Origin of the sequence: Colwellia psychrerythraea, assembly GCF_000764225.1 — a bacterium.
GTDB lineage: Bacteria > Pseudomonadota > Gammaproteobacteria > Enterobacterales > Alteromonadaceae > Colwellia > Colwellia psychrerythraea_D.
The window spans coordinates 137,828-153,117 of record NZ_JQED01000029.1 but is presented as its reverse complement, the minus strand read 5'-3'; the positions used below and the strand labels follow the sequence as shown (position 1 = coordinate 153,117).

Below are 15,290 nucleotides of genomic sequence, written 5' to 3'. Positions count from 1 at the left end.
TAATAAATTAGAATTATAATTTAGGGAGTATTATGAGCTTAGCAACATTTAGAGAGCAGCGACTAACGCAGCCTCACAGTGCCATGCTGATTTTTAGTGATATCAATATCAGCTACCTTTCAGCATTTACTGGCCATGCAGCAACCATGTTATTAACAAGCAAAGGTAACTATTTACTGACCGATTACCGTTACTTTGAGCAAGCTAAATTACAAGCGACGAACTTTACCGTTATCTGTCGTGATAGAGCCAATCAAAGCTTAGCTTCACTCATTGAAGACTTGTTGTTTCAAGATGACTGTCAGCATGTCGGTTTTGAAAGTGAACATATAAGTGTGATGCAATGGCAACAAATTTATCAACAGATCAGCCAATTAAACAAATTGAGTAAAATAGAGCCCATCAGTGGTTCAGTTGAAGCATTACGCTTTATTAAATCGACCAGTGAAATTGCTGCAATAGAGCAAGCGGCAAAAATAGCAGATACAGCTTTGGCAATCATGCTGAATTCGGTTAAAGCGGGTATCACTGAGCGAGAGTTGGCTATTGAACTTGATTACCAAATGGCAAAACTCGGCTCAGAAGAAGTATCTTTTGCCACCATTTTATTATTTGGTGAACGCAGTGCTTTACCCCATGGTATCCCGTCAGACAAACAATTAAAGCATGGTGATATTATACTCATCGATTTTGGTGCTGTGGTTAATGGTTATCGATCAGATATGACACGTACTTTTGTGTTTGGACAAGCAAGTGCAGAGCAGAAACATATTTATCAATTGGTGCAATCCGCACAACAAGCAGCAATTGATGAAATTTCTGAAGGAGTATTAGGCAGTCATTTATATCAACAATCAGCAAATATATTACTTAACAGCGAGTATAAAAAATATGCTGGAGAAGGGTTAGGGCATGGGGTTGGCTTAGTGTTACATGAGCAACCATTTATTGGACCTGATTGTCATACCGCTATTGAGAAAGGTTGCGTTATTACTATAGAGCCGGGTATTTATGTGCCAGGTTGGGGTGGGGTGCGCATAGAAGATGATGTGGTGCTAACAGATAAGGGGTTAAAAATTCTGACTAAATCACCTAAGAACTTAATTGAACTCTAGTGAGTTTAACCCAAGTATAACTTTACATAATTAACAGTGAAAATGAGATCCCGATGAAAATTATTAATGCGGAACAAGTACACCAGAATCTTAACTTTGAAGAATTAATCCTTTTACTAAAACAAAGCTTTTGTCGTCCATTTACTATGCCGCAGCGTCGGGTTTATTCACTTGCGCCTGAGCAAAGTGAAAATCATGACGCGTTTGCCTTATTGCCTTCATGGAATGAAGAAGTGATTGGTAATAAAGCTTTTACTTATTTTCCTGACAATGCTCAACAGCATGATTTACCGGGTTTATTTTCGAAAATAATGTTGTTTAAGCGTCAAACTGGTGAGCCGTTAGCACTGGTTGATGGTACGAGTGTTACCTATTGGCGGACAGCGGCTATTTCAGCATTAGCGAGCCAATTACTTTCTAGAGAAAATAGCGAAAACCTGATGTTATTTGGCACTGGCAACTTAGCAAGCTATTTAGTCAAAGCCCATTTAGCTGTGCGAGATATTAAGCAAGTGACCCTTTGGGGGCGTAATAGCGCAAAAGTGAGAAAATTAATTGACAGCTTTAGTGTGTTGTATCCAGCTGTTACTTTTAAAGCCAGCACTGATGTTAACCATGAGGTAATAAGTGCTGACATTATATGTTGCGCTACGGGTGCAAAAACACCGCTTTTTGATGGCAATCGTTTGAGTGCAGGTTGTCATATTGATTGCTTGGGTAATCACATGACGGATGCGCGTGAATGCGATACGACAACAGTAACGCGTGCTAGAGTATTTGTTGATAGTTTGACGAATACCTTAAATGAAGCAGGCGAATTACTGATCCCCATGGCTGAAGGTGCGTTTAACAAGAATGAAATTGTCGGCGAATTAGCAGATATGTGTAAAACGCCAGCAATACTACGACAATCCAACGATGAAATAACGTTATTTAAGTCAGTAGGTACAGCGATTAGTGATTTGGTTGCAGCACACAGCGTGGTTGTAAAACTAGCAAAATAATTCACTTAAAAGGCGATGCAATAATGACTAAACAGATACAGGCATCGCTTATTAATTCAATGGCCTATCTTTTCGGTTCGAATTTTTCCATCGGTAGAGACAGTAAATAAATACGATAGCTAAGACTATAATTCCTGCTCCAGATAAGAAGCTTTCAATTGCAGCGCGATCCGTTGCTGACATAACCGTTATCTCGGTTACTTTAGCTGTAACTTGCATGTGTATAATCCTTAAAAATATTCGGGCACAATATATCCGAATAGCTTTGTTATCAGCAAGAATAAAAAGAGATAAACGGCAGAATAAAGCTTAAACTTTGTTGTTAATCAAACATGTACAGGAAAACTAGAATTAGCCCTATTGGTGGAAGATATTTTGCAGACTATTAAGGTGTTACTCGTAGAGAGCGCAACCCTTTATTAATCAAAAACTAACCTACAAAATACTTTATCTTGCACTTGATTTATCTTTCTAAAGCTTGTCTAACCAAGTGAACCATTGCTGGTCCATTGAAGTTGACCAAGTTCGCATTAATGTTTGATATCCAGCCCAATTACCTTGACGTGATAAGATCAGGCTTTGTTCGATTTTATCACGATGGTTTTCCATCATAAAGCGTACCGCTAAATATCCCCAACGATAAATACGCTCGCTGCCATTATTGTTATTGTAACTAGTATTAAATAGCTCACTTAACGCATACGTTTTTCTGCCTGCAATCGCTATTGCTTTGGGATTATTTCTACCCCAAGCAATATATTCGGCAACACCTTCTGACCACCAAACGCCGTGCGGGTATGATGAGTTAGGTGTAGGACAAAATTCAGGTCCTGCATGATCATCATGTAAACCGTTACAATAATCGCCATAGCGATTAAAGCGACCATCTAAATAATGAATATATTCATGGGATAAATTCCATAAACCACCATTGCGCTCAAAGGCAACAAATTCAGCATGGTTACCTTGCCTTTCCGGGTAACCTTCTAAGTACATGCCGCCATTATTAGTAGGCATATTAAAATGTTCAGTAGCATATTTTACGTATTCTGCATTTGAACTATAAAAATTGGCGCGCAAACTGGTGTTATTGTCATCATGAACTGGTTTATTACGAGTACTGAAGGTTTGATGGAATTCATTTTCTTGAGCAATGAGTTCTTTACAGGCCATTGCTACTTTTTCTCGAGATAAAGCTTGTGATCGGATGGTAATAGACTTGCTGCAATGATGAACTTGTTTTAAAACATGCTCAATAGGAGCAAGCTGCTTATTAGTTGTCGCTTTGTTCTGCGTTGTTACTGAAAATTCATTTGCTATTGCGGAGTCTGCGATAAAGTTTGCTGTGAAAACAAAACTACAACTTAAAGCAGTGAGCAATGGTTTGTTGGTTTTTTTCATTGGTAGCACTTTTTTTGATAAGCATTTTGACATGGTATGAATCGCTCTATGACGAATCAACGTCACTAGAGCAAATTCACTTAGTTAATTTTTTTACCTGCAAAGGGAATTGTTTAAAGGTAAATGAGTTAGGCCTCATAACCGAAGGGATCATCAATAGAGTGGGCTGGTTCACTAAACCATTTTGGACCTGAGGTTGTCATGTAGAAATGATCTTCTAAGCGCACACCAAATTCACCATAAAGGCACAACATAGGCTCATTTGAAAAACACATACCAGCAGCCAATGGTGTTTTATCGCCTCTGACTAAATATGGCCATTCATGAATGTCTAAGCCTACACCATGGCCTGTACGATGAGGCAGTCCTGGTACTTGATAATCAGGCCCGTAGCCTTGCGTTTCAAGATAGTCGCGCGCTGCAATATCGATTGTTTCACATGGAGATGATATTCTTGCGGCAGCAAAACCTTGTGCTTGTGCTGTTTTTTCATGTAACCAAACAGCGCGTTGCTTTTCATTGGCTTCACCAAAGACATAACTACGGGTTATATCTGAGTTATATCCCTGCACCAAACAACCCGTATCGATTAACACCATATCATTACTGTCGAGAGTTTTAGGTTCTTTTACCCCATGAGGGTAGGCGGTGTCTTGGCCAAATAAAACTATACAAAAAGATGAACCTTTAGGCGCACCAAGTTTACGATGTGCTCTATTGATAAAATCGGTAACTTCTGCAGTGGTGATACCAACAGTCAATATTTTGGCTACCGCTCGGTGCACAACCATCGTTATGTCTTTTGCGCGTTGCAATAAGGCGATTTCGCTGGCTGACTTGATCATGCGACAACCCGCGGTTATGCTTTTGCTACTGGTAAAGTCTAAAGAAAGGTTCTGATCTTTTGCCGCATTAATCATACCGTCAACGGCAAAGAAAGCGGTAGACTCATCTACTGCAATGGTGCCTTGTACGCAGTTATTATTCTTCAATACATCAATGACTAGTTGATAAGGTGATTCATGCTCGTGCCAGCTAGCAACTTCAGACTTGATTTGCATAAAACCAGATAATGTACTGACTTCAAACCAAGGAGCGATGTAAATTAAATCACCTTGTGCAGGTAATATGGCGCCGACTAATCGCTCTGACGCATACCAAACGGTACCAGTAAAGTAGGTCAAATTAGTGCCTGCATTAAGATATAAAGCGCTAATGTTTTGTTCCCGCATCAACTGTTGTGCTTTAGTAATACGTTGTTGATATTCATCTAATGAGATCGGGGCAACATCAGTTGTCATATCGGTTAATTTATCTAATTCAATTTCGGCTGTAGAGCCACCAATACCAATGGACATTTTATTTTCCTTTTAACAATTAACCTTGTGTGGATACATACTGAAGGATTCAGGCTTTATCTTGATTGAAGAATAATAGATTTTAAGTATATTGTATACAATTAATTTGTGTAATAATCGCAACGTCGATAGCTTTGTCTATTTGAGAGTATTGATAGGCTTGTCCTGTAAAAAGGCAAGGTAATGTATAGATTATAACCAACGGTCTTTGATTTTACCGTATTGAAAATAGCCCCACTGACCTGCACGCCTTAATGGTGCGAAGGGAAATGTTGCTAATGGGGTTTGGTAAATGGGCAAGTTTGGTACAGCAACCCCTGCAACCTTTTCCGCCAAACGTTTGCCAGCTTGCACTGAAAAGGAGACACCACTGCCACAATAGCCCATAGCATAAAAAATATTTTTCTGTTCATTGTGATAAACACGAGGCATGTCGTCCAATGACATACTTAACCAGCCTGACCAAGCATAATCGTAGCGTAACTGTGATAATGAGGGGTAACTTGTTTTCAATACCGTGAGTAAGCGCTTTGCGTAGTATGGATCTTCAGCGTTCTTTCCTGTTATAGCTCCTCGACCGCCAAATAAAATACGATTATCAGGTAATTTTCGGTAGTAATATTTTAATGCACGCGTATCCATGATTACATTGCGGGTTAAAAAATTACAAGCGGCTAACTGCTCTTGTGTTAAGGGTTGTGTAACAATAATTTGTGAGAGCACTGGTAGGCTCTTATTTTTAATTATAGGGTGGAAGTTTTTAGCAGTGTAACCATTAGTCGCTATAACAACTTTCTTCGCTTTTACAATACCTGCCGGAGTGTGCAATACCTGCAGGGTTTGGCTTTGACGACCTTTCTTATTGGATAATTCTTGATGCCATTTATTGACTGGGCTATCACAATGAATGGTCACACCGGCTTGTTGAGCAAGTTTTTGGTAGCCCCATGCCAGTTTTAATGGATTTATCCCAAAACCATCTTTATACCGTATGGCACCATAAGCATTCTGATCTGCCATATAATCTTGATGCAATTGCTCACGACTTATTTCTTGGATATCATAGCCAAACATCTTTTTTTGTAATGCTGCGGTGGCAAGTAAACTTTTTAGCATAGCGGGTTTGTGGGCTACGCGAATATAGCCACTTTCTTGTGGGTCACAATTAATGCCTTCAGCGATTAAACTTTTGACTGTATCGACGCCTGCGCACATTTCTTGATAAATACCACGCATCACCTCTTCACCCCATTGAGATTGCATGCTCGCATAGGGCTTTCGTCCTGATGACTTTAAAATAAACCCTGCGTTCCGGCCACTTGCTCCCCAGGCTGTACGATTAGCTTCTAAGACGGTTGCTTTAATGCCGTGTTCTCGGGCTAAGTGCAGTGCGGTTGAAAGACCAGTGTAGCCAGCACCTATAATGGCAACATCCGCAGTAATATCTTTTTTTAACTGACCGTCATTTTTAGGGGCTTTTCCTGATACATCAGCCCAATAACTAGTAGGGTAGGGCGCATTACAGCCGAGTGATTCATCAAGAAGTGGGTCGTACATATCTCATCCAAAGTAACGCTGTAGATTTATAAAGTGATAGCTTAAACAACCCTTGAGGTTAAATCAGTATAAAGTGATAGTTTCCCTTTAAAAAGGGCAGGTATTTTGTAAATATAACGGTACTAGCCTGATTAGTAATTAACTATATTTTGACGAAAGGATTGGAAGGGATCTTATGGGACAGCAGTATTCTGAATTATCACCAATGCATATTGAATTTATCGCGGCACAAAAAATTTATTTTGTTAGTACTGCTGCAGATACAGGTACAGTCAATTTATCTCCTAAAGGAGGAGATAGTTTACGGGTTATTAATTCGACCACAATTGCTTGGTTAAACCATACCGGAAGCGGTAATGAATCCGCAGCCCATATCTTAATAAATCCACGCATGACGGTTATGTTTTGTGCGTTTGAAGGTTCGCCGCTCATTCTTCGAGCCTATGGCAATGCGAAAGTGTTGCACAAAGGAGATATGGAATGGGATGAGTACATAAAATTATTTCCGAAGAGTATTGCTTCACGACAGGTTTTTTTACTGGATATAGCGAAAGTACAATCCTCTTGTGGAATGTCTGTACCTTATTTTTCTTATGAATCTGACCGTAACGATTTGGCTAAATGGTCAGAAAAGCAAAAAAAAGAAGGTATTGAAAAATATTGGGTGAAAAAAAATCAGCAGAGTATTGATGGTTTTGATACTGAAATTGTTGAACGCTCAGCTATTGAGTAAAACTGCCGATAACGGTAATAACGCATGGAATAGAGTTGAGAAATGTATTCAGTTTAAAATAACGTACAGCTTAAGCTTAATGAACCGTAACTGTACCAAGACTTATCATCACTTTTATAGGCACGGGTGTAGCTATTTAAACTCCAACTTATAGCATAATTATCTATTGTCCATTGCATGCCGAGCACTGCTTTAGCTTGTTGGTGCTTGATATCAAGGTGCGATTCATAGGGCAGCTCTCCCTCGATAGTTAAGTCATTTAAGCGGTAACCTAACTGAAATCTTGAGTAGATGCTAAAGTTATCCTTGCTATTAACTTGTGTGGTATTGCCTGTGTGACCAAAATGACTACTTAAACGACCAAAGGTGTTGTGTAACCCTGTTCCCCATTTAATTAATAAACCTGCTGATGCCTCTGTGTTAAAGTTGCCTAAGGATAAGTGACTATAACTACTCACTTCCCATTGCTTATTGTTTAAGTCATTGTTGCTGTGTGTTTTGGACCTAAATAATAATGCATCAATTTCATAGGCTAGTTGGACAGTAACTTGTTCTTCAACTTGAAACTCCCAACCTAGCGGAGGAATTGAGCCTATTAAATTATGGATCTTTGTTTGAACGTATTCAGCTTTAGATTTTACTCCGGTAACTCCTACTGCGAGCCAATTCTTTTGAGCTAAAGTTGAACCATAATCAGCGGTGTAACTTTCTATTTCAAACAGACCAGCGTAAGGTCTTTGGTTACTTTGTAGTGTCACTATCCTGATATTATTTGGTGTCCATATTCGTTGAGATAACTTCATACCCCAGGCGCTTTGTCTGTGGTTTTGTGCTATCGGTAATCTCATTATGTCTTGCAGCCAAAAGAGTTTCGGCAAGTTTTCGGGAGGAGAATCCAGCTTGGCAAGCTCAGGTTTACTTTCCCACGATAATGAAAAACCATTGGTATAATTTCCATCTGTGGCAAATACTCCATCATTTTCAAATAGAATATTTAATTGCCCTGCGTGTGCTGATAGCATAGGAAAAATGAATATAAAAAAGATATAAGGAATTAATCTATTTTTATAATAGTGCGCTATTAACATAATAAATCCCTACCGATGGAACACTATAAAGTATAGTGAGGCAAAATATATTTTGCTGTAAACGTTGTTTAAGTTTGGTGAAATGATGTGGATATGAAAGAAACACTGATTGGCTTTGTGTCAAAAATAACGCGCGATAATGCCATTAACCTTATAGTTTTATGGAAAATTTAAGCTTGATTTTCAGCCAAAAGCTTACATATGTAAGTTATTGTGTAATAATACAAGTGTAGTAACAATTTTTTTGGAGGCTAACATGGCCCATGAGGATAGACGTAATATGTCAAATAATACTGATGCTTGTGTAGATAATCTTGATAATGATCAAAAATCCGCGCTAGAACAATTAGCCGCCGCTAACCATGAAATTGAAGAGTTAAAGTTACAAATAGCTTGGCTTGAGCGTTCTTACGAGTAACTTCTTGCATTTACTTCACTGATTGTTGATTTTACCTAGTCATTAATTAGCGAGTAAACATCACAAAAGCTCATTAGATCGAAAAGACAAATATAGCTCATATATTTGTCTTTTTTGCTTTTGGGCATGTTCAACTTTATCTGTTACCTTTTATTTTGATTTAACTGGTGTTTTGTCGGAAAAAAACATTTTTCACCCCATAAGTTATTTTCATATTCGTGGGTTCATGCTATTTTCCCTGCATTGTGTTTAAAACAATATTGTTTATAGCCATGATGTAACATGGATATACAATAAATTCAGAGGAAGTCATCTAATGCCAAAGGCTAGTGATATAAAGAAAAATGCAGCAATAGAGCACAACGGTAAAGTGTTAATTGTTAGAGATATTACCCGTTCAGTACCGCAAGGTAGAGCAGGCGGAAGTTTATATAGAATGCGTTTATATGATGTAGTTACCGGTGGTAAGGTAGACGAAACATTTAAAGCTGAAGATATGTTGAACTTTGCTGATTTAAGCCGTCGTCCATCTATGTTTTCTTATATTGATGGTGATGAATATGTCTTTATGGATAACGAAGATTACACACCATATAACTTGAATAAAGAATCAATTGCCGATGAAATACTTTTTATCGACGAGGAAACTCAGGGGCTTTCTGTGATCATCGTAGATGATGCACCGGTTGGCATTGCCCTACCTGCTAGTGTTGAATTGTTAATTACAGAAACAGACCCTTCTATTAAAGGTGCTTCAGCCAGTGCTCGTACGAAACCAGCATTGCTATCTACTGGGTTAACTATTCAGGTACCTGAGCATATTTCAACAGGCGATAAAGTTAAAGTAAATACAGAAGAACGCAAGTTTATGGGCAGAGCTGACTCAAAATAAAGCGTTTTTGCCTTGTTACTTTTAAGTGAGTAGCGAATTAATAAATGCCCGAATATTCGGGCATTTCTGATCTTTGAAAAAGATATATAGCTACCAGTTATTTATAACTAATTAAACAATGGAGTTAAATCATGAGTGATTCTGTTTATGTTATCGGAACTCAGGGGCAGCCCTGGACAGGCGAAGATAAAGATTTGTGGCTTAGCAAGCAAGTTATTAAACGTTGTTATCAAGATGAAGTGCTGTCTAAACTTGAGTCAGTAACCTCTTTTTTTACAATGACTCAGTATGGCAGTCTAACGATTGATGAAAGTAGATACCCGCTATATGTCATGCAAAGTAAAAACTGGCAAACTGATCACAAAACGGTGTTAGTTACCGGCGGTGTTCATGGTTATGAAACTAGTGGTGTTCAAGGTGCTATCCGCTTTTTAGAAACAAGCGCCAAAGAGCTCAGTGAACAGTTCAATATTGTGGTGGTACCGTGTGTTAGCCCTTGGGGATATGAAACCATAAATCGTTGGAATAATAAGACAATTGATCCAAACCGTTCATTCTACCCAAATAGTCCAGCGCAAGAGTCTGCGGCATTAATTTCTTTTATTAATGACCTTGATGTTGATATCGCTATGCATATTGATTTACATGAAACCACTGATACTGATAATAGTGAGTTTAGACCAGCACTTGCTGCACGTGATGCTATTGAACAAAAGAACTGGAATATTCCTGATGGTTTCTATTTGGTAGGGGATTCAACTAAACCTGAACCTGCTTTTCAACGTGCAATTAATCAAGCCGTTGCAAAAGTCACTCATATTGCACCAGAAGATAAAAATGGTAAATTAATCGGTGTTGATATAGAACAATTTGGCGTTATCAATTATGCCGCAAGAGAGTTAGGGTTATGCATGGGGCTAACTGATGCGCCTTATGTAACGACAACCGAAGTTTACCCTGATAGTCCTTTAGTTGATGATGAAAATTGTATCAAGGCACAAGTTGCTGCAATAACGGCGGCAATTAACTTTATTTAATGGTGTTTGAATGCAAATAGACAGATATCAAAGGGCGAGCAAGTATAACTTAGTCGCCTTTTACTATCTTAATCAGTTTACCTCTTATAAGTAAACGTTTAGTCGTTTTAATAACGAACAGCTAAATCTTCTACTTGAATATTACCAAATAAGCGACCATCTGGAGTTGATGCTGTAGCGGTTTGTCTTGAAAGTTTAGTCACTTTCACCTTGTAAGGACTTACGTTATAGCCTGCGTAAGCTTTACCTGAGTTGCTGGTAAAATTGGTTAAGTGCAGCAAGCTAAATTCATCACCAATTTTTAAGCCATGATCCCGACCAATATTTATCATGATTTTATTACCTTCGACTTGAATGATTTTACCTCGACTAGGCTCACACATAATATTTTCATCGATATCTTTAATTACTTCATCGAGAATGTTCTCGACCATCACACCATATTCACTTTGCCAAAAAGCATTGCCGTCAACATCAACTTTTATCCGTTTAGTAAAGGTCCAAGGTGCAGAGTTTTGATAATGCTGTTGCCAAAGCAACTCGCCATTAACACCATTATATAGATAGAAAGTAATGCCAAAATTTCTTGGGTATATACCTTGTTGCCAGAATGACCAGCTATTAGTCGCTTGCTTATCAAATGATATATTAGAAATTTCACTGAACATTATGTATTGACTATCGGTACTATCACTCAAAGATCGAGTTAATAAAGATATTTCATCACTTGCTAAGCTATTGTTAAGGCGTGAAAACTCAGTTTTGTTGTTGAGTATACTGCTTGATTTAGTAAAGGTGCTTTGTTGGTTAAGTTGCGCAGCAAGTTTACGCATAGCTGCTTTATCTATGCGGTAAATTTCACCTATATTAGCTTGTTCCCTTTGCAACAAGTGGCTTCGAGTGATAAGTAATGACTTTTTAAAATTTACCGCAAAACATTTTTTCTCTTGCGGGAATATATCAGCTCGAATTGTTACCGTAATTAAATTATCACTGTGTATTTCATCAACTAACTCAATAGAATTAACACTGCCACTTGATCTTATGCTGATTTGATCTTGCGTTAACAAGCCGTTGACTACTTGTTGAACACTCGACACACTAGCACCTGATACAAGCAGTGCTTTCTTAAGCGCATTTTCCATTGCTTTGGTCCGTGCAAGTTCAACACTAATATCATTGGTTCTAGCATGACCTTGTGTCTCATACCATTGGCTACTGGCAGTAAAACTACCTAAAAGGCAGATGGTTAGAGCTAATGTTGTGATGAATTTATACATAAGATTGGTTCTTTTCCTAACGTGGTTTTAGTCATATCAATTGTTCGTCAGTCGCACTAGCACTCATTAATACAGTATGATAACTATATGTGTATTCTCTTGCATATTTCATGCCTTATATTTTTATGTTGCAGATATTATGTTGGTTTTATGATGGTAGAGATAATTGGCTTAAAATGTGCATTGAATTATATATGCGTATATAAATGTGTAAATCAACATACAGTTACTGCGACTAACAAAATAGTATTTAGTTTTAAAGGGGAATATCATGAAAAAATGGCTTATACCATTGATTCTGCCAGCTTTACTCTCGTGTGAGTCCACTCCTGATGAGGGGTTTTATCAAACTACTCATATTGAAAAAGGTGAAATTAATAGTTATGAATTACCACGACATGCCATTAATGACGTAGTAAAGGGCTTGGCATATCAAATGTTAACTAGTAGTAGTTTTGTGAATGCGAAGACTCCTGTAGCAGTAGCTTCTTTTGTTGATCTTAAAGATCTTGAAACCACAAATTGGCTTGGTAATCAGCTTGCAGAAAGCTTTGTACATGAGTTACAACGCCATGGTTTAGTTGTAATCGATTATAAAACGACAGGGCATATTCGCGTCACTAAAAAAGGTGATTATGTTTTTAGCAGAGATTGGCAAGAGTTGCCTGAACGTCAGATAATTGACTACGTAGTCTCAGGCACTATGGTTGAGCAGGAAGATGGAATTTTAGTAAATGCCCGTATGATAGGTATTCAATCTAAAGTTGTTGTTGCTACTGCACAGTCATTTATCCCTAGTTGGGTGCTGGGTGATGAAATGAGTCATAGCGAAAAAGTAAAAATGAAAGACGGTATGATTATTCGTGATAATGCCATGTTGCATAACGATGAACGCGCAGTAGTTATACAAAATTAGTATCACTTTACTTTTTCAACTATTTATCAAAAGAGTGACATTATAATGTTGTTTTACCAGCTATTTTTATTAAAGGGGTATCTATGAGAAGCTCACTAATTAGAGCCATCCTTATTCTGAGTGCGCTTATGTTGACCAGTGCATGCTCCCTTATTTATGATAAGCATGTACAGTGGCAAACGGTTGAGCCTGAGGTTTTTCCTATTCTCTATGCTACAGGATTTGCTCCTATCAGCATGCAAAAATCGACTAATGAAACTCAGCGGATGTTGATGGCCATTAAGGCGTCAAAAATTGCCGCCTATGCAGAGCTAGCGGAACAAGTATACGGGCAACAAGTTTCTAGTAAAGTAACTATGGCAGACTTGCTCATTGAAGATCAGCAGCTTAGTGCGTCGATACAAGGAGTTATTCGCGGTGCCAAAGTGGTGAAAAGTTACCCTGTAGGGGATGTGTATACTACAGAGCTGCAGCTTAATTTTGCAGACGTTTATAATATTTACCAAGCAAACCAGAATAGAAAAGAAATCAAAGACGTGACACACTTTTAATTTCTCACTTTAAATAAAGTATCTAAAAAGGCGTTAACCTTAGAGTTAACGCCTTTTTAGTTTTGATCAGTGATTAATAAGCATTTCTAATCTTTTAACTCTATGCTTTTAACCCTAGGCTTGAGAGTCCAGCACTCTTTTTACCCTTGTTATCATAAGTGATGGCGGTTTTATTATGATTTTCTAATAAACTGGTTTTCATACGTTCTACAGCCAGTTGAGACTGTTGAATAATTTGACCATTGATTAAGTTTTGTTGTTGGCAATGGGTTAATAACTCTGTAATTTCAGCAAGTTCTTGCGTTAACTTTCCTGCGGCTTTATCTTGAGCAAAGCGCTGGTTTTGACCAATTGTTTGATCAAGCTGTTGAATGGCAATTAACAATGCATTTTTTTCTTGGCTGATGGTCAGCAGCGCATGAGGATCATGCTGCTGCAAAATATGCTTTTCGTTAGCAATGATTTGGGCAAGTGTGGTTAACTGCTGATGTTGTTGCGCTAGCAGTTCATTGGATGTTAATCCTTGAGGATCTGGCCCTGCGGACATAAATTTGCCTTTGATTTGACTATAAATGATTTATTTACAGTCTATCCTTAAACAAGTTTAAATTCAAAGTTCGCAATGCTAGCAGCTAATTTCTCTGGGTTTATTTTATAGTCACCAGAGCTAATGGCTTTTTTAAGTTCATCAATTTTTTTTTGGTTAATCACGGGGGCATCCCCTGCTTTTTTTTGTAATTCATTAAGTTGTTTGGCTTGCGGAGTAATCGACACCGAATCTTGCCCTGAACTTTTTACTTGAGCATTGCTCGATGCTGTTTGCGTAGATTGCTGTTTTACTTTATTTTGCTGAGCTTGCTGAACTTGATTGCTAGCATTCAAGTTGTTGATATTTATGGCCATAATTTCATCCTTTAACAATGAAATGATATTTTAATAGAGTTCTGTTAAATTGTTATCGGCCATAGGCTGAATAACTTTAGCTAAAATAGATTAAAATATAAATAATATCTTGAGTAGGTCAACCGTTAAATCTTTTGCTAACCCAACCTATATATTTTGATTATAGATTAATTATCACTTGGTTAATACCTTTGATGCGAGGGGTAATCACTTTCTTTGAACGCGTGTTTTTAACTCTTATTTGCTCATTAATATTACCTGAACTTAACGCGACTCCCTGAGTTTTGATACTAAAGTTATCAGATGAGGCAATAATAGTTACAGCATCACCTTTACATATTAAGCAGATACTTCTTTTACTAATGGCTCTGCCTTTGGCAATTCGCTTTTTTGCTTTAGCGCCAAAAACAACTTTTGTATCAGTTAGTTTGTTACCGCGAATTTTATTAATAGGTATAAAGGCGAGTTCAACATTACTCTCATCAAGTTCATCGCCTTTGCTAATTGTATTTTTTGCAATTAAAACCGCTTTAGTTATTTCTACTTTTGCCGATAAATATATTTTCCACTGTTGTATTGATTCATCACAACTAATTTTAACATTTACATTTATAGCACGATTTTTTTCAGGTATATTTGCAGTTAAAGGAATTTTACAAGGCTTAATCGTAATTCTTGGGTCTAAATGAGCAACAGAAATAAGGACTTTTTCGTCCTCAGTAGAAGGAAACTGCTCTATCAAATAATTTTTTGCAAACCGTTCGATAAAAGCACTATCTAGTTCAGTTGCAAAAATTGTTGTTTGTTTAATTAGCAATAAAAATATAAAAGTAAAAATGATTTTGGTAAGGCGCATATTTTTTTCTATCTTAAGTAAATGCAAATAGTCGTCTATGCTTAACCTGGGTCAGCAGTGTGAAATAAGGTTCGATCACACGTCAAATTTCAGACGCTTAGTGTGATTAACAACTCTATATAATAATACAATTCAAGAACTGTGCCTTATGTGTTTATTCGATTAAACATAATAAGTAATG

General features: G+C 37.6%; 17 protein-coding genes. 8 read left to right on the top strand and 9 right to left on the bottom strand.

Going from position 1 to position 15,290, the window contains the following annotated elements; genetic code table 11:
- The first annotated feature begins 32 nt into the window (after positions 1–32).
- Positions 33–1,115 carry a M24 family metallopeptidase gene (locus ND2E_RS10020; RefSeq protein ID WP_033094044.1) on the top strand — a complete coding sequence of 361 codons (1,083 nt, stop codon included), beginning with the start codon at positions 33–35 and terminating at the stop codon, positions 1,113–1,115.
- Positions 1,116–1,168: 53 nt separating this feature from the next.
- Positions 1,169–2,119: a bifunctional Delta(1)-pyrroline-2-carboxylate/Delta(1)-piperideine-2-carboxylate reductase gene (gene lhpI / locus ND2E_RS10025; RefSeq protein WP_033094043.1), complete on the top strand. Its 951-nt coding sequence runs from the start codon at positions 1,169–1,171 to the stop codon at positions 2,117–2,119.
- 51 nt (positions 2,120–2,170) lie between these two features.
- Here the strand turns inward: lhpI and ND2E_RS23100 are convergent, their stop codons facing one another.
- From ND2E_RS23100 to ND2E_RS10040, 4 genes are all read right to left on the bottom strand, one after another.
- Complete coding sequence (locus tag ND2E_RS23100) at positions 2,171–2,338, bottom strand: hypothetical protein (RefSeq protein ID WP_190277828.1); 168 nt, start codon at positions 2,336–2,338, stop codon at positions 2,171–2,173.
- Between the two features lie 252 nt (positions 2,339–2,590).
- Positions 2,591–3,520, bottom strand: coding sequence for a collagenase (locus tag ND2E_RS10030; protein WP_052056560.1), 930 nt, complete (start codon positions 3,518–3,520; stop codon positions 2,591–2,593).
- Positions 3,521–3,648: 128 nt separating this feature from the next.
- On the bottom strand, positions 3,649–4,878 hold the full coding sequence (locus ND2E_RS10035; protein WP_033094042.1) for a M24 family metallopeptidase: 1,230 nt from the start codon (positions 4,876–4,878) through the stop codon (positions 3,649–3,651).
- Positions 4,879–5,070: 192 nt separating this feature from the next.
- Entirely contained in the window at positions 5,071–6,435 is a 1,365-nt protein-coding gene (locus ND2E_RS10040) for an NAD(P)/FAD-dependent oxidoreductase (protein WP_033094041.1), read from the bottom strand.
- A gap of 175 nt (positions 6,436–6,610) precedes the next feature.
- Between ND2E_RS10040 and ND2E_RS10045 the strand changes: the two genes are divergently transcribed.
- Positions 6,611–7,168, top strand: a complete 558-nt coding sequence (locus ND2E_RS10045) for a pyridoxamine 5'-phosphate oxidase family protein (RefSeq protein ID WP_033094040.1) — start codon at positions 6,611–6,613, stop codon at positions 7,166–7,168.
- Positions 7,169–7,221: 53 nt separating this feature from the next.
- Here ND2E_RS10045 and ND2E_RS10050 read toward each other — a convergent pair whose 3' ends face one another.
- On the bottom strand, positions 7,222–8,256 hold the full coding sequence (locus ND2E_RS10050) for a lipid A deacylase LpxR family protein (RefSeq protein WP_033094039.1): 1,035 nt from the start codon (positions 8,254–8,256) through the stop codon (positions 7,222–7,224).
- Between the two features lie 280 nt (positions 8,257–8,536).
- On the opposite strand from ND2E_RS10050, the gene ND2E_RS23095 reads away from it, so the two are divergent.
- The 3 genes from ND2E_RS23095 (at position 8,537) to ND2E_RS10060 (ending at position 10,603) form a co-directional block, all read left to right on the top strand.
- Positions 8,537–8,674 (top strand): hypothetical protein, encoded by a 138-nt coding sequence (locus ND2E_RS23095; RefSeq protein ID WP_190277834.1) that lies wholly within the window; start codon positions 8,537–8,539, stop codon positions 8,672–8,674.
- 316 nt (positions 8,675–8,990) lie between these two features.
- Entirely contained in the window at positions 8,991–9,566 is a 576-nt protein-coding gene (gene efpL / locus ND2E_RS10055) for an elongation factor P-like protein EfpL (RefSeq protein WP_033094038.1), read from the top strand.
- Positions 9,567–9,697: 131 nt separating this feature from the next.
- Positions 9,698–10,603, top strand: a complete 906-nt coding sequence (locus ND2E_RS10060; protein ID WP_033094037.1) for a M14 family metallopeptidase — start codon at positions 9,698–9,700, stop codon at positions 10,601–10,603.
- Positions 10,604–10,710: 107 nt separating this feature from the next.
- Here the strand turns inward: ND2E_RS10060 and ND2E_RS10065 are convergent, their stop codons facing one another.
- Entirely contained in the window at positions 10,711–11,883 is a 1,173-nt protein-coding gene (locus ND2E_RS10065) for a flagellar assembly protein T N-terminal domain-containing protein (protein WP_033094036.1), read from the bottom strand.
- A gap of 271 nt (positions 11,884–12,154) precedes the next feature.
- Between ND2E_RS10065 and ND2E_RS10070 the strand changes: the two genes are divergently transcribed.
- Positions 12,155–12,799, top strand: a complete 645-nt coding sequence (locus ND2E_RS10070; RefSeq protein WP_033094035.1) for a FlgO family outer membrane protein — start codon at positions 12,155–12,157, stop codon at positions 12,797–12,799.
- Between the two features lie 83 nt (positions 12,800–12,882).
- Positions 12,883–13,350: an LPP20 family lipoprotein gene (locus ND2E_RS10075; RefSeq protein ID WP_052056558.1), complete on the top strand. Its 468-nt coding sequence runs from the start codon at positions 12,883–12,885 to the stop codon at positions 13,348–13,350.
- Positions 13,351–13,450: 100 nt separating this feature from the next.
- Here the strand turns inward: ND2E_RS10075 and flgN are convergent, their stop codons facing one another.
- The 3 genes from flgN to flgA all read right to left on the bottom strand — a co-directional run bounded on the left by flgN (position 13,451) and on the right by flgA (position 15,109).
- Positions 13,451–13,897, bottom strand: a complete 447-nt coding sequence (flgN, locus tag ND2E_RS10080) for a flagellar export chaperone FlgN (protein ID WP_033094033.1) — start codon at positions 13,895–13,897, stop codon at positions 13,451–13,453.
- A gap of 47 nt (positions 13,898–13,944) precedes the next feature.
- Positions 13,945–14,253 carry a flagellar biosynthesis anti-sigma factor FlgM gene (gene flgM, locus ND2E_RS10085; RefSeq protein WP_052056555.1) on the bottom strand — a complete coding sequence of 103 codons (309 nt, stop codon included), beginning with the start codon at positions 14,251–14,253 and terminating at the stop codon, positions 13,945–13,947.
- 160 nt (positions 14,254–14,413) lie between these two features.
- Positions 14,414–15,109, bottom strand: coding sequence for a flagellar basal body P-ring formation chaperone FlgA (gene flgA, locus ND2E_RS10090; protein WP_033094032.1), 696 nt, complete (start codon positions 15,107–15,109; stop codon positions 14,414–14,416).
- Between the last annotated feature and the right edge of the window lie 181 nt (positions 15,110–15,290).